Below are 19,091 nucleotides of genomic sequence, written 5' to 3'. Positions count from 1 at the left end.
CCAATAACCAAGCCAAATAAAGAGGAAAAACCCTATTCCTTCCCCGGAAAAATACCTAAAGTTCCCCGGAAAAACACCCCGTTTCAGTTACAGCGGAAGGTGTGGTTCAAAGGCGTAGTGCTGTTGCGCAAGCCAAGTACATTCTATACGCTTGCCCACTCGCGTGTCATGGGCATCAAAGTGGGGCGGTGGGATTTGACGGTGGTGGGCCGCTTGGGTGTAAAATACCGCTCGGGTAGGCCGCTCGGGATGTACCGCATTGATAAACCCTTGAAGCGCTTCTTGCTCCAAACAAAGCGTCAAAATGCCCATACAATCGGTTAAAGCAATCAAATGTACGGGAGCCATAGGCCGTTCTAGATTTTGTCGCCCCGATAAAAAAGTGACCGGATGCCGATCGGGTCCAACCAAGCCGCCCAACCGAATGCCCGTATACGGAAGCTCCGCCTGATGAATGGCTTGCTCGGCAGCCCATAGTCCTTTTCCTGAAGCGGTATCGGGTTCGGGCACCGTTGTGTCATCAACCAAATCTTGTTGCTCTCCAAAAACGCCGGTTGATCCTACCCATAGTAGTTTTTTAATCGGTGTCTTTTGAAGATGCCGCAGTAATTGTGCTACTTTTTCCACATACGAATCCTCCTGCGATTGCCGTAGTTTTGGCGGAAATGCCACCACAAGATGGGAAACATCGGCGATAAAATCAGCCCATTCGCCTTCGCATCCCGAAGGGGTCAACGTAACGGTGTATGCCTCGACGCCCAAGGCGTGTAAAATTTCTTTTTTTTCGGGGGTGGTTGTGCTGCCTTTCACGCGATACCCTTCGGCCAATAAATGCTGGGCCAAGGGTTTTCCTAGCCATCCACAGCCTAAAATGCCTACGGTTGGTTTCATGGTTGCGCTGGACTAGGCGGTGGAGTGGGTTGCACGGGCTGCATAAGTACCACAGCATCATTCAACACAAAAGGCATCGGAAGCGTGTTTTTCGGACGCGGTGGGACGCCCATACGGGCTTGTTCAAGTAGGTCAAACGAACTTTCCATCAATTCCAATTGCGGTGTAACGCCCACGGGTACATCAAATGAGAACACCAAAGGCTGGTTGCGGGTGACATAATAACTAAGAAGTTTGTTCGACGTTCGCCCGCCAATTTTTGAAGTATAGGTCAACGGATACACACCATTGGCATTTAAATGCGCAATAGCCACTTGGTTTTTGAGGAAAATATCATAGCGGTTTACCCGACGTTGGGGGGTAATTCGAATTTGATAAAAACGACGATTGCCCTTTACCGTATCCCGTTCAAATACAATAGAAGGCCCTTTCAAAGCATAAACGGGAGTCGTATGCATCCATCGGAAGGCGGTTCCATATTTACTATACAAAGCATTGCGGTTTAAAAGCGCCGCCGATTGGGGTTGTGTCGTTAAAAAGGCTTGATTCCAGCTGTCGGGACGCTCGTCATAGGTTGTCCAATAGGCCTTTTTTTGCGCGGCGTCATAGACATACAACAAGCTATTGGGGCGGGCTTTGGCCGAAGTAAATGAAGCGTTCCAATGCGCTTTTCCCAAAAAGGAAATCCCTATGATAAGACAAACAAAGGCCCAGCGGGATTTATACGGAAAAGCGCCCAAAATAGGCAAAAGGATGACAAACGTAAGTACCATTAAAACAGCCGCCCCAGGGAGTATTTTCAATCCTAATCCTACGGGAAATAAAGGGATCAAAGGCACCAACAAAAACAAGGCAGGCAATGCCATCACTAGATTCCACAGTCCTTTGGATTGTTGCGTGAGTACAAAAGCCCCCAGCATAAGTGTTGCTCCCAAAACGGGAAGTAGTAAAAACGAGGCGCCGGGTAATTTCCAGGCGAGTCCTATGCCGAGGATAATCCAAAGAAAAAGACCTGCAAAAAGGCGGTTCATTTCGGTAAAACGACTGGTTTCTTTGCGGTAAATCCAGAAACAAATTCCTAAGGTAAACGCCAAACACGCATAGATGTAATCATGTCCGTTGTATGGAAATCCTTGCAAAATGGTCGAAATATCAGGATAAATCCAAGGCAAAAGCGCAGTGATTCCCCAGCAAACAAAGGCAGATAAGGCTATTGATAGCAGCAAGGGGATAAAGCCTTTTACTACTTCGTCAATTCGCAAAACGTGCTTCCCGAGTCCGATGAACGTAAAGGTGAACAAAAGAACGCCTGTTAGTAACAACAACGGCCAATTCCACGCGAAGGGATAATGCACAAATCCAAAAGGAATTGAGAAGTACACTTCTTCCTCGGGATGTTCAAGGTTCCGTAAATCCCGCTGTGTAAAATGCGTTAACAGTGCCATGACATAACTTCCTTGATGCGCGAGGGAATAGGGCGATAAATTGGTGTAATGATCTTGGGCGGTATGGTAGTTGTAATGGCTGTCGATAAAGGCAAAGTTGTACCCTTGAATTTTTCCCGCTTCACGAAAAACGGTAAGATCGGTATCGTTGGGAAGCATTTTGTAGATGCTGTACATCAATGAATTACTCACGGGATAAGGCGTTTGGGCGGCGGCAAAAGCTTCAACCAGGGCGCGATTTCCTTGGGTAGTTTCCATGAGCATCATACTGGGTCCCGAGGTGCCACGCGCTTCAAAGTTGATGACTAGCCCAACGTCTTTGGCCCAAGCGTGTTGTGTCACAAAGAGGGCAGCGCCATTAAGACCCAATTCTTCGGCATCGGTAAAGAGCAGGATCAGGTCGTTTTGCAATGGCGTTTTGTTGTACAGCAAGGCACGAACGCTTTCGAGTAGGGTGGCCACTCCCGAGGCGTCATCACTAGCACCAAGTGATTTGGAGTGTGGAGCGCTGTCGTAATGGGAGAGGAGAACCAAGGCTTTGGTAGACTTTTGGCCCTTAATTCGCGCCATGATATTGGTGGCTTCTACCAGCGTTCCTTTCTCAGTTAGGGTAAAACCGCGTTGGATTTGCGGTTCAAGCCCGAGGGCTTTGAGTTCTTGTTGTAGGTATTTTTGAATCCGCTGATGATCGTTCGACCCAACATAATGAGGACGTTTGGAGAGGTACTGTACTTTTTCTAAGGCCCGTTGTGTCGAAAATTCAGCCAAAGGTGCGGGCTCTTGATCGTCGTAGGTTTGGGGCATTTGACGATAAAAAACCAATCCGATAATGAGTATCAGAAATAACGCTTCGTAGAGGTAGGTATACTTTTTTTTCATGGTAGGTAGGCCAACCTATTCCTCCGGCGGCAGGAGTTGCAAACGGTAATTTTCCGTAAGCACGTAGCCTTGATCGTACACGAAGCGATAGGTCTCTCCGGATTTGGTCATTACTATTTGGGTGAGGTAGTTAAAATCAAAACCTCGTTGTGCTAATTTCTCTTGGGTCATCGATGGGATTCCTTCGTCGTGTAGTTCACGTAAGATGCGGTAATTTCGGCGCAAGGCATTGTGAACAGTCCGCATGAGGTTGTTGCAGTCGCGGTTCATTCGGTTGTTGAATGTGTTGCGGCATCCATCGTTGCAAAATTTTTTGTCTTCGCGGCCCATCAAGGGTGTCCCGCATTCGTGGCAATTTCGTTTCATTTTTCGTGGTTTAAAAAAAGGTTATATGGCGTTCAATAGAAACATGGACCTGTCCTAAAAGGATTTGGGTCAAATTTTCAAGTCAAATATAACGAATAAATTGTAAAACCTAAGCTTTGACGATAACCTCCTTTGAAAAACAGCAATTTACTTATTTACAAACGATTACATTCGGTAGTAAATGGTATACTACCGATTATCGCTTTCAACACTTCCTAATTTTGTCCTGTTGATGTAAGCCAAATTAAGTTTTTAACCAATTATTGAAGCCATGAAAAATCGAGTTCAATTAATCGGCCATGTGGGCCAAGATCCCGAAGTCAAATCTTTTGAAGGGGGAAAGAAAGTTGCGAATCTTAACTTAGCAACAAATGATGTATACTACAAAGAAGAAGGAGAGAAAGTAACCCAAACCGAATGGCATCGCGTCGTCGCTTGGGGGAAATTAGCCTCACTAATCGAACAATACGTAACCAAAGGCAAGGAGCTAGGCGTTACGGGTAAAATTACCTATCGCAATTATGAAGACAAAGAGGGCAACAAGCGTTCCATTACGGAAATTGTTGCGGAAGAAGTGTTGTTTATGTAGGGAAGAAAAGAGAATGTAATTTTAAAAAAAGGAAACGTATGAGTGCATTACGAAATAAAGTCCAGTTAATCGGCCACGTGGGACAAGAACCTGAAGTTAAAACTATGGACAAAGGGAAAAAAGTGGCGAACCTCACCTTAGCCACCCGCGATGTATATTATAAAGATGGGGGTGAAAAGGTAGAGCAAACCGAATGGCATCGTGTAACCGCCTGGGGGAAGTTGGCCGAGATCGTCGAAAAGTATGTTGTCAAGGGAAAAGAAATTGCAGTGGAGGGCAAATTGACACATCGCTCGTATGACGATAAGAACGGCGAGAAGCGGTACATCACAGAAGTGGTGGCCAACGAACTTCTTCTCCTCGGGAAATAAACCTTGCAAAGGTTCGAAAGAAACGGCAGTTCCTCGGAGCTGTCGTTTTGTTTTTCAAGGAATTATCCAATTATTTTTTAACACGAAAACGTTTTCGGTTGAATTAAAATTAGCTGGTCAAAATTATTTTAATACTTTTATTCAGATAAAGAGTATAAAATACAACGCATGCGTGCATTTCGAGTCATCATTAGCGGATTATTGTTGGGGTTTGCTAGCTTGCAGTTACAGTCACAGGTGGGCATCAACACCACCAATCCCTTAAGCACACTCGACATTAACGGGAACCTTTCGGTAAAAACGGTAACCCTAACGGGGAACGGTTCGGGCAATGGAGGAGCAGCTATTCCAATCAATGATGGCGTTTATATCTCTTTAGTACCTCAAGCCACCGATGATAAGTTTCAATTGCCTAGTCCTGTAACTTTTCCAGGACGAGTATACGTGATTCGAAACATTCAAAACAGTGTTACCGCTCAATTGACATCTACGGCAGGAATGTTTTTTCCTAAAAATTCAACAGTAGGAACCAATCAAGTCTACATGTTTGAAGGAAGTAACCGTACGGTCATTGTGATTAGTGACGGATTGAATTGGACCTTTATCAACTAATCGTTTAGTAAAGCTTGTAGCGTATCTAAAAATCGGCCTACGTGAATGCCATCTACCAAGCCATGATGCACATGCACCGCAACAGGCATCGATTTACACCCCTCTTTTTCGGTCATTTTCCCAAAAGAAATCTTCGGACAACTATCGGGATAACCAAAGCCTCTTGCATGAGACAGCCCCACAAAATCAACCCATGGAATACTTGAAAAGTGAATTAAATTTTCATCTGGGAATGCGCGTGTAAGCAAACCCGACGTTGCTTGAATACGGTCGATTTCGGCTTGTGCTTTTTTTTCAAACACTAGTATATCGGAATGATATTCCATCCACGAAAAACCAAACGTCTCGTCTTTACGCATGATGGTTGCCGAAGCATCAATGCGATCAAAACACCAGGGCTCTTTGTCGATGATACGCCATCGAAAAGGTTCACAGGCATTGACCGCTGTCAAGGTTCTGTGCAAATAATAAATAAAAAAAGAGATGCCCATTGCTTTGGCATTTTCATACGCCTTTGTACAATCTACGCGACTGGTCAAGCCATAAAAAGGCTCTTCCATTTGCGAAAAGAATTCAAAATGCTCCCGACGATTCCAAGTATCTATCGCTATTTTTGTTTTTGTAATCATACAAAAAAGGGAAGTATTTCGGTAATTGAAGTTATTGCCTTAAAGTTGGGATGTTTGACCTCAAAATCAATTTTTTCATACGCCCAAGTGGTATGATACGGAATATGAAAAGCCTTCCCGCCAAGTTCTAACACGGGTAAAACATCGGATTTTAGTGAGTTTCCAATCATTACAAAATGGGCAGCGTCTACATCCAACCGGCCTAACATTTTTTGAAAGTCCAAAACGGTTTTATCACTCATTACTTCAATATGGTGAAAATAATGACCCAGTCCCGAATCGTGAAGTTTTCGATGTTGGTCTTTCAAATCTCCTTTGGTTGCCACCACCAATCGATAGTTGGCCGCTTTCAACTGCTGCAAAACAGGTTCAACTTCGGGTAAGAGTTCAACCGGTTGCTGCAGCAAATCTTTTCCAATCTGAATAATCTTTGCTGTAGCTGCTCCCGACAACTGCTGGTGGGTTAACTCAAGTGCCGATTCCATCATAGAAAGGATAAATGCCTTGATACCAAAGCCATACAACGGAAGGTTTTTCACTTGATGTTGTAAAATCAATTGCAGCAATTCTTGTTTGGAAGTGTAATCCTGAAACAGTTCGCAAAAACGATCTTGTGCCTCATCAAAATAAGGTTCGTTATGCCATAACGTATCGTCGGCGTCAAAGGCTAAAATAGAAGTACTCATACTAACTAATCGTCGCTCCATTGGCTACCCCTTCTGCATCGGGATTCACAAACACCAATTTGCCTTCGGTGTTTTGGGTGAGTAGCAACATCCCCTGACTTTCAACACCGCGCAACGCTCTTGGGGCCAAATTGACCAATACTGTCACTCGTTTTCCAATCACTTCTTCTGGGGTAAAATGTTCGGCGATACCCGACACAATGGTACGCACATCTAGGCCAGTATCTACTTTCAACACCAAAAGTTTGTCGGCTTTAGGCATTTTTTCTGCTTCAATAATCGTACCCACACGCAAATCCATTTTGGAAAAATCGTCAAAAGTAGCGGTTTCTTTCTGAGGGGTAACTTCCGGATTTGTCATGGTATTCGTTTTTTTGGTCGCTTCTAATTTGTCGATTTGTTGTTGAATGGCTTCGTCTTCGATTTGGGCGAATAATAATTCAGCCTGCCCAATTTCATGTCCCGCAGGCAAAAGCGTTTCCTGTGCAAATACAGTATCCCAACGTTCAGCTTCAATGCGCAACATCGAGCGAAGTTTTTGGGCGGTAAAGGGTAAAAAGGGTTCTGATAAATACCCCAACGCAGTTGCCACTTGTAAGGCAATATACAACTGTGTTTGCACGCGCTCGGGATCGGTTTTTATCATTTTCCAAGGCTCTTCGTCAGCCAAATATTTGTTTCCTAAACGCGCTACATTCATCAATTCGCCTTGAGCTTCTCGAAAACGGTACCGTTCAATCGAACTCGCGATAACCGCTGGATAGGCTTTCAATTCGGTCAAAACTTGTGTGTCCACCTCCGTAAATGCATGCGGTTGGGGCACTACGCCTTGGTAGTACTTTTGTGTTAACACTGCCACACGATTGATAAAATTGCCAAAAATGGCCACCAACTCATTGTTGTTACGCGCTTGGAAATCTTTCCAGGTAAAATCATTGTCTTTGGTTTCCGGTGCATTTGCGGTCAAGGCATAACGCAAAGCATCTTGTTTGCCCGGAAATTCCAAAAGGTATTCATGTAACCAAACCGCCCAGTTTTTGGAGGTCGAAAGTTTGTTGCCTTCTAAATTTAAAAACTCGTTGGCAGGAACATTGTCGGGAAGGATAAAACTTCCTTCCGCTTTCAACATCGCTGGGAAAATAATGCAATGAAAAACGATGTTATCCTTTCCAATAAAATGCACCAATTTAGTGTCGTGATCTTTCCAATAGGGTTCCCAATCTTTTCCTGTTTTTTGCGCCCATTCTTTGGTAGCTGAGATATATCCAATGGGAGCATCAAACCATACATACAATTTTTTCCCTTCAGCGCCAGGTACGGGTACATCTATCCCCCAGTCCAAATCACGAGTCACCGCACGGGGTTTTAAACCGTCGTCAATCCACGATTTAACTTGTCCGTAAACATTGGGTTTCCAATCGTTTTTGTGCCCTTCTAAAATCCATTCTTTCAAGAAATTCTCATAACGATCCAACGGTAAAAACCAGTGCTTTGTTGCTTTCAATATCGGTGTGCTCCCCGTAATCGTCGACTTTGGATGGATTAAATCGGTAGCATTCAACGAAGACCCGCATTTTTCACATTGATCGCCGTACGCTTCGGTGTGGTCGCACTTGGGACACGTACCGATGACAAAACGATCGGCTAAGAATTGATTGGCTTGTTCATCATACAATTGTTCCGTGGTTTCTTCAATAAAATCACCTTGATCGTACAGTTTTTTAAAAAATGCAGCCGCAGTTTCATGGTGAATTTTTGCCGAGGTACGCGAATAATTATCGAAGGAAATTCCAAAATCAGCAAACGATTGCTTGATGATCCCGTCATATTTGTCAATAACTTCTTGGGGAGTAACACCTTCTTTTTTAGCTTTCATCGAAATAGCTACTCCATGCTCATCGCTTCCACACATAAACGCCACATCGCGCCCTTGCAATCGAAGGTAACGCGCATAAATATCGGCAGGAACATAGACGCCAGCCAAGTGACCAATGTGAATAGGACCATTTGTATAGGGTAAAGCCGCAGTAACGGTGTAGCGTTTTGGAAAATCAGACATTGCGATGAGGTACTAAATTTTTGCAAAAGTACGGCATTTGCCCAAAATCCCGAACATATAGTTTCTTATATTTGCCCGAAGCATTCTGGCGAATGAAACCACTAATTCTATTCTTGTGGGTGACGATTTGCTCATCCAACCTATTGGCACAACGAAAAATGATCACACCTCCTTCCCTACAAAAAGGCGATACCGTAGCGATTTTGGCTACCGCCCGTAAAAATTTAGACGATAATCTTGGCCCAGCCATCACGTGGTTGAGAAGTCTTGGACTTGAAGTCGTTATCGGTAAAACTATTGGACTAGACCATTACCAATTGGCGGGAACGGATGCTGAACGGGCGGCCGATTTTCAAGCTGCGATGGACAATCCAAACATCAAAATGATTTGGTGCGTGCGCGGTGGTTACGGATCTGTACGGATGATCGACTTATTGGATTTTACCCAATTTTTGAAAAATCCCAAATGGGTGGTTGGATTTAGTGATGTTACGGTTTTGCACAGCCATTTGAATACTTTGGGCGTGCAATCCATCCATGGGATTATGCCCGTCAATGCCAAAGCAAGTGCCGCTGCCAAAGAGTCGCTTCGCCAAGCCTTGTTTGGGGAAACGTTGGAATACCATCTGCCCTGCGATGCCCTCAACCGCACAGGAACCGCAACAGGGCAACTCGTGGGCGGGAACCTTTCGATTTTGTATAGCTTGTTTGGTTCTCCTTCGGCCATTGATTGTACCGATAAAATTTTGTTTTTAGAGGATTTAGACGAATACCTTTACCATATCGACCGTATGTTGATGAATTTAAAACGCAACGGATGTCTTGAATCGCTCAAAGGGATTGTCGTGGGAAGTATGACGAAGATGCACGATAACGAAATTCCGTGGGGGAAAAATGCCCTCGAAATTATTGAAGATATAACGAAGAATTACAACATCCCAGTAGTTTATAACTTCCCGGCAGGTCATATTGCCGATAACCGCGCGCTGATTTTTGGTCGAACCGTAACACTTGAAGTCACTGAAACCGAAAGTCACGTGGTGTTTCATCCGTAACGTGCTATTTTTTTGATAATAAGTGTTTGTAAACGAGTAGTTTGCCAACATCTTTATATTTTTGGGGTATCATTTAAACGCCATACCCTATGAATATGTATCATGACCCAGAAATTTGGGAGCAATCCCGTCAGTTTTGTACTGACTTGTACCAGCTCACAGCGACCGATAGTTATTATCAAACATTTTATTACACGCCGACTTTACGGCAAATTGCAGTACTCATTCCCACTCATGTTATGTTGGCCTACCAAGCCTCAAAACCTGAATTGTTGATTCGGCATTTGGATTTTACCTTGGGAGCCGCGTACGAGTTAAAAACCTTACTCATGTTTAACGTGTTGTTGGATTTTGAAGAGAAATCACCCAATCGTCCGCTCATCCATAAGATAAATATACTGATTGCCAGTATCAATCTTTTGCGGGAACGGGTTCAAATAGGTCGCCCTCCACGACCGAAGCGGACTATTTTGTGGACTTAAGTTATGGCAGCGCACAACGATTTAGGAAAAGAAGGGGAGTCCCTAGCAGTTGATTTTCTTAGACGTAATGGATATTCCATCCTGGAAACCAATTGGACATTTCAAAAAGCGGAAGTCGATATCCTGGCTCGTAAAGACGATCTTTTGGCCGTTATTGAAGTAAAAACCCGTTCCAGTATTGCCATGGGATTGCCGCAGGATTTTGTTAAACCAAAGAAAATCCGATTGTTGGTAAAAGCCGTAAATGCCTATGTACAAGAGCAAGCGTGGGAAGTGACGGTTCGTTTCGACATTATTGCGATTCATCAGTTGGAGGGACAGACGGTGCTTGAACACCTTGAAGATGCGTTCTATTATTTTAGTTAGAAAAAAGGGATTGATTTTGTATTTTAACAAAAAAAAGAAATTGCTATGGTTCGTTTTTTTACTTTTTTGGCGGTATGGTCTGTTTGGACAAGTTACGCCCAATTCCGTGTGGGTCAGCAAGTAAAGTCCTTTGAAGACCGTCGAGCGTCATTTCAAACGGTTACGGTACTCCAACCGAAGTCAGAGGTCCCCAATGCAGCTATTGAAAATGTTGTGGCAGAGTCCACGGTGGCGACTTTACAAACCGCTGCTATTCAACAAATTTACAATCAACGTCCACAAACGCTTGAAGTAGTAATTCCCTATCAAGGCGCTTCCGTTATCCTTCGGTTGTACCGCGTCAATCCATTTGCCGAAGGGTTTCAAGTGCTTACCCACCGTGGCGAAGCCGTATCCTACACCCCCGGCGTGTACTACCGTGGGATCATCAAAAACGATTACCGCTCGGTGGCGTCCCTTACTTTTTTTGAAAATGGGTTAAGCGGCCTCATTTCCGGGAGTACGTTTCAAAATCTTGTGGTAGGTCCCCTTAAAAACAGCACCGATTACATCGTTTACTCCGATGCGAAAATGAAAGTTCCACACCCGTTTCAGTGTCTCACTGATGACGGACCAGCGATGATGCGCAATGCACGCAGTGTGCCCAATACTACGCAATCGGCAAAATGCGCAACGACCTATTTTGAAATGGACTATAATCTCTACCAAGAAAATGGCAGTGATACCACAACGGCGACCAATTGGATGACTGCTGTATACAACAATATTCAAACCATTTTTGAAAATGACGGCATAACCATCGCTTTTCGAACACTATTGATTTGGACCGAACCCGATCCGTATGAAGGCGTCGGGAGCTCCTCCGTAGATTACCTGTTTAAGTTCAACCAAGTACGTCCCGTTTTTGATGGGGATGTGGGACAATTATTGGGCATTGACGGGGGCGGATTAGGCGGAGTTGCCGTAACTATTGATGGTTTGTGCTCTTCCCAAAACTTCTGCTATTCTGATGTTGAATTTGATTTTCAAAATGTGCCTACCTACTCCTGGACGGTATTGGTACTTACGCATGAATTCGGACATATTTTAGGGGCTCCTCATACGCATGCCTGTATTTGGAATGGAAACAATACCGCCATCGATAATTGTGCAACCGCAGGAATCGGACCCACAGCGGAAGGCGCTTCTTGTAGTACAAACCCTTTGACGATTCCTTCCTCGGGGACCATCATGAGCTACTGCCATTTGGTGAGCAATGTTGGAATTGACTTAGCCAACGGATTTGGACCGCAACCCGCCCAACGTATTTTGGATACTTTTGCCTTTCGATCCTGCCTCAGCTCCGATTGTATCAATACGTGCATCAATACCGTTGAACGCATTGTTTTGGAAACGACAACACAAACTTCGGCGACCTTTAATTGGATCGATGTTACTGGCGCTACCGCTTGGCGCGTGCGATATTATCCGTTCGGAACAACGCCAGGAAGTTGGACAACCATGACAACCAATACGTTAACAGTTACCAACTTAACCCCCAATAGCTATTATGTAATTGAAGTAGCACCGGAGTGCCCAAGCGGGCTAGAAATCGGGGGACGCCAACTTATCTTTATGACTGATGATACTTTTTGTACCGGTTCGGTATTTACCGATACGGGAGGTGCAACAGGCGATTATGATGATGAACAAACGGTGATTCGTACCTTGATTCCTAACGTCCCCGCCAATAGTATTAGCCTCACCTTTACGCAATTTAGCTTGGAGCAAGATTACGATTACTTATACATTTATGATGGAAATTCAACTGCAGCGCCTGAATTTAATGGCGGATTAGGATTTACGGGCAATCAAATACCAGGTCCTTTTGTGTCTTCTGCTGCCGACGGTTCGCTAACACTACAATTCAAGTCGGATGCTTTTGTGACCGATGCCGGGTGGGTCGCCAATATCGGATGTACCCCCAATTTAAACACGGGTGATTTTCAAGGAATAGATTTTACCTATTACCCCAATCCGTCCAACGGCCAGGTATTTGTAACGTCCAAAACCAATGTGCAGTCGGTAGCGGTGCATAATGTTATGGGACAATTGTTGCTTCGTGAAATTCCAAGGGATTCCAACTTTACGGTAGATATAACTGCTTTTGCACAAGGGACCTATTTCTTTACCTTACAGTTTGAGGAAGGTCGATTTGCACATTTTAAAGTGGTGAAGAAGTAAAAATAAAATGCCATCCTCACGATGGCATTTTTTATAACTGTTCAATCAATTCCAAGGCTTTTTGAATCGATTTGACGTGTTCAAACGTAATGAGCAAACGCAAGCCATTTTTGGTTTGCTTTTCTTTTATTTTACAAATATTCCCATGGCGTTGTACAAATTCTAGAATATGCATAAAACGCTGGGTTTGGTAAAAATCACTCTGTTGGTCCCCAATAAAATACCCCACCATTTTGTCTTGCTTCAAAAGAAGTTTTTCGATCCCTAATTGCGTCGCTTTCCATTTGATTCGAATGCTGTTAATCAATGCTTTGGCAGGTTTGGGTAAAGGGCCAAATCGATCCACAACACGTTGTTCGTATTCGGCTAAAGTCTTTTCATCTTTAATGGCGCTCAACTCATTGTACAAGTTCAATCGCTCCGTAATATTATTGATGTAGTCATCAGGGAATAGCAACTCAAAGTCAGTGTCGATTTGCAAATCTTTGACATACTCCTTCGTTTCAGGGTCGTTGTCTTGGGGATAAAGCTCCTTGAATTCGTTTTCCTTCAGTTCTTCAATGGCTTCATTCATGATTTTTTGGTAGGTTTCAAACCCAATCTCATTGATAAATCCACTCTGCTCACCGCCCAATAAATCTCCAGCGCCACGTATCTCCAAATCCTTCATGGCAATGTTAAACCCACTACCCAATTCGCTAAACTGTTCCAAGGCATGAATTCGTTTCCGCGCATCATCGGTCATCGCCGAATACGGGGGCGTAATAAAATAACAAAATGCTTTCTTATTGCTGCGTCCCACCCGTCCGCGCATTTGATGTAAGTCGGATAATCCAAAATTATTGGCGTTGTTGATAAAAATGGTATTGGCGTTCGGAACGTCCAGGCCACTTTCAATAATCGAAGTCGATACCAACACATCAAATTCCCCATTCATAAAGGCCAACATGAGTTCTTCCAGCTTTTTGCCGTCCATTTGTCCGTGTCCAATGCCAATGCGAGCATCGGGTACCAACCGCTGTATCATTCCTGCAACTTCCTTGATATTTTCAATACGGTTGTGGATGAAAAACACCTGACCATTGCGCTGAATCTCATACGAAACCGCATCGCGAATCAATTCCTCATGAAACCGCACCACTTGCGTTTCAATCGGATATCGGTTGGGCGGTGGCGTTGTAATCACCGACAAATCACGGGCCGCCATCAACGAGAATTGCAATGTACGCGGAATCGGGGTCGCGGTCAACGTCAACGTGTCTACCGTATGGGAAATCGTTTTGAGTTTGTCTTTTACATTCACCCCAAACTTCTGTTCCTCATCGATAATCAACAAGCCCAAATCTTTAAACTTCACGTCTTTACTCACCAACTGATGCGTACCGATTATGATGTCTACTTTGCCTTCTTCCAGCAATTTCAACGTCTCATTTTTCTGTTTTGCCGTTCGAAAGCGATTCAAATAATGGGTCGTTACCGGCAAATCTTTTAATCGCTCCGAAAACGTGCGGTAATGTTGGTAAGCCAAAATGGTAGTCGGCACCAAAACCGCCACCTGCTTGCCATTATCTACCGCTTTGAATGCCGCGCGAATGGCTACTTCCGTTTTTCCAAAGCCTACATCCCCACAAACCAAACGGTCCATCGGGCGTTCATTTTCCATGTCGACTTTTACGTCTTGCGTTGCCTTATATTGATCGGGGGTGTCCTCGTAGATAAACGAGCTCTCCAATTCTTTTTGTAAATAACTGTCGGGGGCACAGGCAAATCCTCGTTCGGTGCGTCGTTTGGCATACAACTGAATCAGGTTGAACGCAATGTGCTTCACGCGTGCCTTCGTTTTTTGTTTCAACGCTTTCCACGCATTCGACCCCAACTTATAAATCTTAGGCGGCGTCCCGTCTTTGCCGTTGTATTTCGATATTTTATGCAGCGAATGAATGCTTACATACACAATATCGTTGTCGGCATACACCAGTTTTATCGCCTCTTGCGTTTTTCCTTCCACCTGAATTTTTTGCAAACCACCAAATTTCCCAATCCCATGATCGATATGCGTGACATAATCACCCACCGTCAAGGAAGTCAGCTCTTTCAGCGTTAATGTTTGCTTTTTGGAATACCCGTTTTTTAGGTTAAAACGATGGTACCGTTCAAAAATCTGGTGGTCGGTATAGCATGCCAACTGATTCTCTTCGTCGATAAATCCTTGGTACAGCGGCATCTCCACCGTATGATATTGTTTGCGAATGCTTTCGTGGTTTTGTTCGTCTATATCCTCAAAAATATCATGAAAACGTTGGGCTTGGTTGGCATTCCCACAGCACAGATAATTTTTGTACCCGTGAAAATGATTCTCACCCAAATTTTGCAACAACAAATCAAATTGCTTGTTGAACGAAGGCTGCGGTTGCATCAAAAACGGGAGCGTCATCGTACAGGCATAATGCACCTGATTGCCCAATTCGACCACATTAAATCGCTCCGCGCGCTGCAACAAATCGGCTCCGGGAACAAACAATTCCTCGGGCGATACATGCCGAATGCCGTTGTCCAACGTGTGAAAAGCCTCGGTCGCTTTGGCAAACAATTTATCCAACTGTTGGCTCAAGATTTCCGAATGTTGGAAAAACAACACCGTCGAAGGGTCGATGTATTCCAAAAAACTTTCGCGGTTTTCTTCAAAAAACTTATTTTCTACATTGGGAATGATGGCAATCTTTTGCAGCTTCTCAATCGATAATTGTGTTTCCACATCAAAACTGCGAATGGAATCAACCTCATTGCCAAAAAACTCAATGCGGTACGGATGATCATTCGAAAACGAAAACACATCGACAATCCCTCCGCGTACCGAAAACTCCCCGGGTTCAGTGACAAAATCTACCCGTTTAAAATGGTATTCAAACAAGACTTCGTTGATAAAATCAATGCTCGTTTGGTCGTTGACGGCAATTTTTAAGGTATTTTTTTCCAGCTCTTTCTTGGTGACCACTTTTTCAAACAAGGCTTCGGCATAAGTGACCAAAAAAGCTGGTTTTTTACGTGAATTGATGCGGTTTAGGACTTCCGCACGCAATAATATATTCGCATTGTCGGTTTCTTCCAGTTGGTAAGGCCTGCGGTACGAACCGGGATAAAACAATACGTCTTGCTCGTTCAAAAGTTGCTCCCAATCGTTGAGGTAATAGGCCGCTTCTTCTTTGTCATTAAAAACCACCAAAAAAGGACGGTCCATTTTCTCAAACAAAGCCGCTAAGGCAAACGACAAACCCGACCCCAAGAGGCCACGAACATTGATTTTACCCTCCGGTTGACGGAGCGCTACAGCCAGTTGTTCAACTTTGGGTGACGCTTGGTACACCGACAGCAGGGTACTTTTACTCAAAACTTAGGGAATTATAGGCGTATTCGGAATCGCACGCGCGGTGTCTTTCATCTTCACAAAATCAGGTTCCCCCGGTTCGCGAGGAATCAAACTGCGTTGCACAATTTCCTCAAATTGCAATTGCAAATACTCGATTTCAGTATTGATTTCCCCAATCAACTTCACCACTTTGGCGGCGGGTGTTTGATTGAGGTGAATGAATAAATCCAAACTTTTCAACTTGGTATTGATCACTTTCAGTCGGGCGCGTACCGCAGGTTGGTTGAATTCCATGGGCAAGGTGTTGACCAACGCCTCCGATTGCGTGACCAAAACCGAAGCTTTCTTCTGAAAAGCATTTAAGGTACTTTTCGGTTTCTGGTTTACTTCCCGCAAAAAATTCCGCCATTCCATCCAACTGTTCAATCGTGCTTGCGTCGTGGGTTCTATCGGCGCGATATCAAATGTCCAACCCGAAGTAATGGTCGCAAACACCACCTCTTTTTTCTGTGCTTCCTTCGCCTGCTCCGCCTTCAACGACGTATTGTCGTTTTGACACGAAATCAAACCCAAACACACCACGATAAACCAACCGATTTTCATATACCGCCATTAAGCCCTGCAAAAATAAGAAAGTAGTTTGGAGTTTTATCGTTAAAGAAACGGTAAGTTTTTGTTCACCGCCAAGTTCCCACAGACAATGCTTTTTGTTTTTGGGCAGCAAACGCCCCAATACCTTGACACGCCCCCTCCCGTTTTCGCCTCTATCTCCCTTCCGATGGTCGGGAGGATGCCGGCTCTACCGGGGCTGGAAATGGGGTAATGTGTCAAATAGGCAACCTGCCTGCCGGTAGTTAGGTGAGCCAATTTGTATTATAAAAAGCCAACTTTTTTTGTATCTTCCCATTATCAAAACAACCGATAACCGATAACCGACAACCGACAACCATTCATTATGAAACACCTCCTTCTTTTCCTCACCACCTTCGCCCTTGCGCAAACGCCCAAAGAGGCGGTCAATCAATTGCTTGATCAATGGCACAAAGACGCGGCGGCGGCCAACTTTAACGCGTACTTTGCGGCTATGGACGACTCCTCTATTTTCATCGGAACCGATGCCACTGAAAATTGGGACAAGCAAGCGTTTCAAGCGTTTGCCAAGCCCTATTTCGACCGAGGAAAAGCGTGGAATTTTACCCCTTTAGAACGGAACATCTATTTTTCTGCCGACGGCACCATGGCCTGGTTTGACGAGCTGCTCAATACACAAATGAAAATTTGTCGCGGTAGTGGGGTGTTGCATTTAACACCCAAGGGATGGAAAATCAAGCACTACGTTTTGTCCATGACCATTCCCAACGATACCACCGATGCGGTCATTAAAATCAAAGCGTCCCTCGAAGACGCGCTCCTCCAAGAACGTTTCAAACGATAAGTAAGTCCCTTCGGGTTTTATTTATTTCCCATAAAACCAATCGTTGCGGTATTAGAATCCCTAAGAGCGCCTATTGTGTAACAATAGTAGTTTTGTTTAGAGTGAAAAGGCCTCCCTTGGGAGGCCTTTTTGTGTGTTTTATTTCCGTAAATTCTCCAACATCACTTGGGTCATCGCACTCATGTCGTATTCGTGTTTCCAACCCCAATCGGTGCGTGCACAAGAGTCGTCAATCGACGCCGGCCAGGAATCGGCAATCTTTTGTCGGAAGTCGGGGTTGTACGTAATCGTAAAACCAGGAATGTGCTTGGTGATTTCGGCGGCAATTTGGGCAGGGGTAAAACTAATACCGGCTAGATTATAGGAGGAACGAATCTTAATCGCATCCGCGTCGGCTTGCATGATTTCAATGGTGGCGCGAATCGCATCTGCCATGTACATCATGGGTAGTTTGGAATCGTCGCGCAAGAAACATTCGTACGTCCCGTCTTCTAAGGCTTTGTGGTAAATGTCTACGGCATAATCGGTAGTCCCACCGCCCGGTTCAGAGGTCCAGCTAATCAAGCCCGGGTACCGGATACTGCGTACATCAACCCCATATTGGTGGTGGTAGTATTCGCACCAACGTTCCCCCGTTTGTTTTGAAATCCCATACACCGTGGTGGGTTCCATAATGGTGTATTGTGGGGTGTTTTCTCGCGGCGTAGTTGGACCAAATACCGCAATACTCGAAGGCCAAAAGATTTTTTTAATCTTCCCCGCTTTCGCCAAATTCAATATGTGAAATAAGGAATTCATGTTCAAATCCCAAGCAAAAGCAGGGTTCTTTTCTGCCGTAGCCGACAAAAGAGCCGCCATCAAATACACGTCGGTAATTTGGTATTTTTCAATTAAATGTTCGATTTGGTTGTAGTCGAGTGCATTGACGACTTCAAAAATCCCCGTATTGACAATGTCGTTGTTGAGTTTACGAATATCTGAAGCGACCACATTTTCAACCCCATACTGCAATCGGAGTTGTGTGGTCAACTCGGTGCCTATTTGCCCACAGGCCCCGATGATTAAAATTTTAGTAGTCATGTAGTGGTTTGTTTGTAGGGCAAAGATAGGGTAATGAGTTGAAAGTCGCAGTTTGCAGGTGTAGTTTTCGGTGTGTAGTAATTAGTGAGCCCCCCCAGCCCCCAAAGGGGGTATATTGATTAGTCGTAAGTCGTAAGTCGTTAGACGATGGACGTTTTCCGAGTTTTCATTAGAGTGAAGTATTATGTGATTTCTCCTTCGTCGAAATGACAAACTGGATCTGTAATAAAGTTTTAGCGTCGCTAAAACATTTTCAAGGGTTCTATTGAGCAATTCGCTCATGAGGAAAAATGATACACCCAACCGAGCAACTGTCATTTCGACGAAGGAGAAATCACATAAAGGGGATGATATAGCCCCGAAGTAACGGAGGTATTGGTAGTTTCCAAAACTTCTTAAACAGACGACTCAGTAGCGCAGCTTCTTAGTGGCTTAGCGGCTATCAAAACAGTGCTGTATTAGTGCTATATCAGTGGTGTATCTAATTAGAAAATGAAAAATTGCTAAAGGAGGGGATAAAAAAAAAAAAAAAAAAGGAAAGATTAATTATTTATTT

At 44.3% G+C, this 19,091-nt stretch carries 17 protein-coding genes; 8 read left to right on the top strand and 9 right to left on the bottom strand.

The window, feature by feature from the left end; genetic code table 11:
* Window positions 1-87 precede the first annotated feature (87 nt).
* From Q0037_RS06800 to Q0037_RS06790, 3 genes are read right to left on the bottom strand one after another with little or no spacing between them, the layout of a single operon-like run.
* Complete coding sequence (locus Q0037_RS06800; RefSeq protein WP_297516895.1) at window positions 88-891, bottom strand: SDR family oxidoreductase; 804 nt, start codon at window positions 889-891, stop codon at window positions 88-90.
* The gene (locus Q0037_RS06795; protein WP_297516894.1) at window positions 888-3,215 is read right to left on the bottom strand and encodes a M28 family peptidase; all 2,328 of its coding nucleotides are present in this window, start codon (window positions 3,213-3,215) and stop codon (window positions 888-890) included. The genes Q0037_RS06800 and Q0037_RS06795 overlap by 4 nt, the downstream gene beginning before the upstream one ends.
* 15 nt (window positions 3,216-3,230) lie before the next feature.
* Window positions 3,231-3,581 (bottom strand): hypothetical protein, encoded by a 351-nt coding sequence (locus tag Q0037_RS06790; protein WP_297516893.1) that lies wholly within the window; start codon window positions 3,579-3,581, stop codon window positions 3,231-3,233.
* 262 nt (window positions 3,582-3,843) lie between these two features.
* On the opposite strand from Q0037_RS06790, the gene Q0037_RS06785 reads away from it, so the two are divergent.
* From Q0037_RS06785 to Q0037_RS06775, 3 genes are all read left to right on the top strand, one after another.
* Window positions 3,844-4,170: a single-stranded DNA-binding protein gene (locus Q0037_RS06785; RefSeq protein ID WP_073360497.1), complete on the top strand. Its 327-nt coding sequence runs from the start codon at window positions 3,844-3,846 to the stop codon at window positions 4,168-4,170.
* Window positions 4,171-4,208: 38 nt separating this feature from the next.
* On the top strand, window positions 4,209-4,541 hold the full coding sequence (locus Q0037_RS06780; RefSeq protein ID WP_073360499.1) for a single-stranded DNA-binding protein: 333 nt from the start codon (window positions 4,209-4,211) through the stop codon (window positions 4,539-4,541).
* A 168-nt stretch (window positions 4,542-4,709) separates the two neighbouring features.
* On the top strand, window positions 4,710-5,153 hold the full coding sequence (locus tag Q0037_RS06775; RefSeq protein ID WP_297516892.1) for a hypothetical protein: 444 nt from the start codon (window positions 4,710-4,712) through the stop codon (window positions 5,151-5,153).
* Here the strand turns inward: Q0037_RS06775 and Q0037_RS06770 are convergent.
* The 3 genes from Q0037_RS06770 to metG are packed head-to-tail and all read right to left on the bottom strand — an operon-like array spanning window position 5,150 to window position 8,527.
* Window positions 5,150-5,782, bottom strand: coding sequence for a chloramphenicol acetyltransferase (locus Q0037_RS06770; protein WP_297516891.1), 633 nt, complete (start codon window positions 5,780-5,782; stop codon window positions 5,150-5,152). The genes Q0037_RS06775 and Q0037_RS06770 overlap by 4 nt on opposite strands.
* Window positions 5,779-6,468: an HAD family hydrolase gene (locus Q0037_RS06765; protein WP_297516890.1), complete on the bottom strand. Its 690-nt coding sequence runs from the start codon at window positions 6,466-6,468 to the stop codon at window positions 5,779-5,781. Before Q0037_RS06765 ends, Q0037_RS06770 begins: the two co-directional genes overlap by 4 nt.
* A 1-nt stretch (window position 6,469) precedes the next feature.
* Window positions 6,470-8,527 (bottom strand): methionine--tRNA ligase, encoded by a 2,058-nt coding sequence (gene metG / locus Q0037_RS06760; protein ID WP_297516889.1) that lies wholly within the window; start codon window positions 8,525-8,527, stop codon window positions 6,470-6,472.
* 158 nt (window positions 8,528-8,685) lie between these two features.
* On the opposite strand from metG, the gene Q0037_RS06755 reads away from it, so the two are divergent.
* The 4 genes from Q0037_RS06755 (at window position 8,686) to Q0037_RS06740 (ending at window position 12,653) form a co-directional block, all read left to right on the top strand.
* Complete coding sequence (locus Q0037_RS06755) at window positions 8,686-9,582, top strand: LD-carboxypeptidase (protein ID WP_297516912.1); 897 nt, start codon at window positions 8,686-8,688, stop codon at window positions 9,580-9,582.
* Between the two features lie 89 nt (window positions 9,583-9,671).
* Window positions 9,672-10,064, top strand: coding sequence for a four helix bundle protein (locus Q0037_RS06750; protein ID WP_297516888.1), 393 nt, complete (start codon window positions 9,672-9,674; stop codon window positions 10,062-10,064).
* A 3-nt stretch (window positions 10,065-10,067) separates the two neighbouring features.
* A complete protein-coding gene (locus Q0037_RS06745; RefSeq protein ID WP_297516887.1) occupies window positions 10,068-10,430 on the top strand; it encodes a YraN family protein in 363 nt (120 codons plus the stop codon).
* 45 nt (window positions 10,431-10,475) lie between these two features.
* Window positions 10,476-12,653: a M12 family metallo-peptidase gene (locus Q0037_RS06740; RefSeq protein WP_297516886.1), complete on the top strand. Its 2,178-nt coding sequence runs from the start codon at window positions 10,476-10,478 to the stop codon at window positions 12,651-12,653.
* Window positions 12,654-12,684: 31 nt separating this feature from the next.
* Here Q0037_RS06740 and mfd read toward each other — a convergent pair whose 3' ends face one another.
* Window positions 12,685-16,041: a transcription-repair coupling factor gene (gene mfd / locus Q0037_RS06735; RefSeq protein ID WP_297516885.1), complete on the bottom strand. Its 3,357-nt coding sequence runs from the start codon at window positions 16,039-16,041 to the stop codon at window positions 12,685-12,687.
* A gap of 3 nt (window positions 16,042-16,044) precedes the next feature.
* Window positions 16,045-16,623: a hypothetical protein gene (locus Q0037_RS06730; protein WP_297516884.1), complete on the bottom strand. Its 579-nt coding sequence runs from the start codon at window positions 16,621-16,623 to the stop codon at window positions 16,045-16,047.
* Window positions 16,624-16,975: 352 nt separating this feature from the next.
* On the opposite strand from Q0037_RS06730, the gene Q0037_RS06725 reads away from it, so the two are divergent.
* Complete coding sequence (locus tag Q0037_RS06725; protein ID WP_297516883.1) at window positions 16,976-17,455, top strand: nuclear transport factor 2 family protein; 480 nt, start codon at window positions 16,976-16,978, stop codon at window positions 17,453-17,455.
* Window positions 17,456-17,593: 138 nt separating this feature from the next.
* Here the strand turns inward: Q0037_RS06725 and Q0037_RS06720 are convergent, their stop codons facing one another.
* The gene (locus tag Q0037_RS06720; RefSeq protein WP_297516882.1) at window positions 17,594-18,535 is read right to left on the bottom strand and encodes an L-threonine 3-dehydrogenase; all 942 of its coding nucleotides are present in this window, start codon (window positions 18,533-18,535) and stop codon (window positions 17,594-17,596) included.
* Between the last annotated feature and the right edge of the window lie 556 nt (window positions 18,536-19,091).

The organism is Flavobacterium sp. (assembly GCF_027482425.1).
Classification (GTDB): Bacteria; Bacteroidota; Bacteroidia; order Flavobacteriales; family Flavobacteriaceae; genus Flavobacterium.
The sequence above is the reverse complement of the archived record's forward strand: the minus strand, read 5'-3'. Positions and strand labels throughout refer to the sequence as shown.

Excerpts from the sequence above, each read along its gene's own strand:
- Q0037_RS06765 (WP_297516890.1), bottom strand. The coding sequence starts at position 6,468 with ATGAGTACTTCTATTTTAGCCTTTGACGCCGACGATACGTTATGGCAT.
- Q0037_RS06800 (WP_297516895.1), bottom strand. The coding sequence starts at position 891 with ATGAAACCAACCGTAGGCATTTTAGGCTGTGGATGGCTAGGAAAACCC.
- Q0037_RS06750 (WP_297516888.1), top strand. The coding sequence starts at position 9,672 with ATGAATATGTATCATGACCCAGAAATTTGGGAGCAATCCCGTCAGTTT.
- Q0037_RS06790 (WP_297516893.1), bottom strand. The coding sequence starts at position 3,581 with ATGAAACGAAATTGCCACGAATGCGGGACACCCTTGATGGGCCGCGAA.
- Q0037_RS06795 (WP_297516894.1), bottom strand. The coding sequence starts at position 3,215 with ATGAAAAAAAAGTATACCTACCTCTACGAAGCGTTATTTCTGATACTC.
- Q0037_RS06720 (WP_297516882.1), bottom strand. The coding sequence starts at position 18,535 with ATGACTACTAAAATTTTAATCATCGGGGCCTGTGGGCAAATAGGCACC.
- Q0037_RS06770 (WP_297516891.1), bottom strand. The coding sequence starts at position 5,782 with ATGATTACAAAAACAAAAATAGCGATAGATACTTGGAATCGTCGGGAG.
- Q0037_RS06740 (WP_297516886.1), top strand. The coding sequence starts at position 10,476 with ATGGTTCGTTTTTTTACTTTTTTGGCGGTATGGTCTGTTTGGACAAGT.
- Q0037_RS06775 (WP_297516892.1), top strand. The coding sequence starts at position 4,710 with ATGCGTGCATTTCGAGTCATCATTAGCGGATTATTGTTGGGGTTTGCT.
- Q0037_RS06730 (WP_297516884.1), bottom strand. The coding sequence starts at position 16,623 with ATGAAAATCGGTTGGTTTATCGTGGTGTGTTTGGGTTTGATTTCGTGT.
- Q0037_RS06780 (WP_073360499.1), top strand. The coding sequence starts at position 4,209 with ATGAGTGCATTACGAAATAAAGTCCAGTTAATCGGCCACGTGGGACAA.
- metG (WP_297516889.1), bottom strand. The coding sequence starts at position 8,527 with ATGTCTGATTTTCCAAAACGCTACACCGTTACTGCGGCTTTACCCTAT.
- Q0037_RS06755 (WP_297516912.1), top strand. The coding sequence starts at position 8,686 with ATGATCACACCTCCTTCCCTACAAAAAGGCGATACCGTAGCGATTTTG.
- Q0037_RS06745 (WP_297516887.1), top strand. The coding sequence starts at position 10,068 with ATGGCAGCGCACAACGATTTAGGAAAAGAAGGGGAGTCCCTAGCAGTT.
- Q0037_RS06725 (WP_297516883.1), top strand. The coding sequence starts at position 16,976 with ATGAAACACCTCCTTCTTTTCCTCACCACCTTCGCCCTTGCGCAAACG.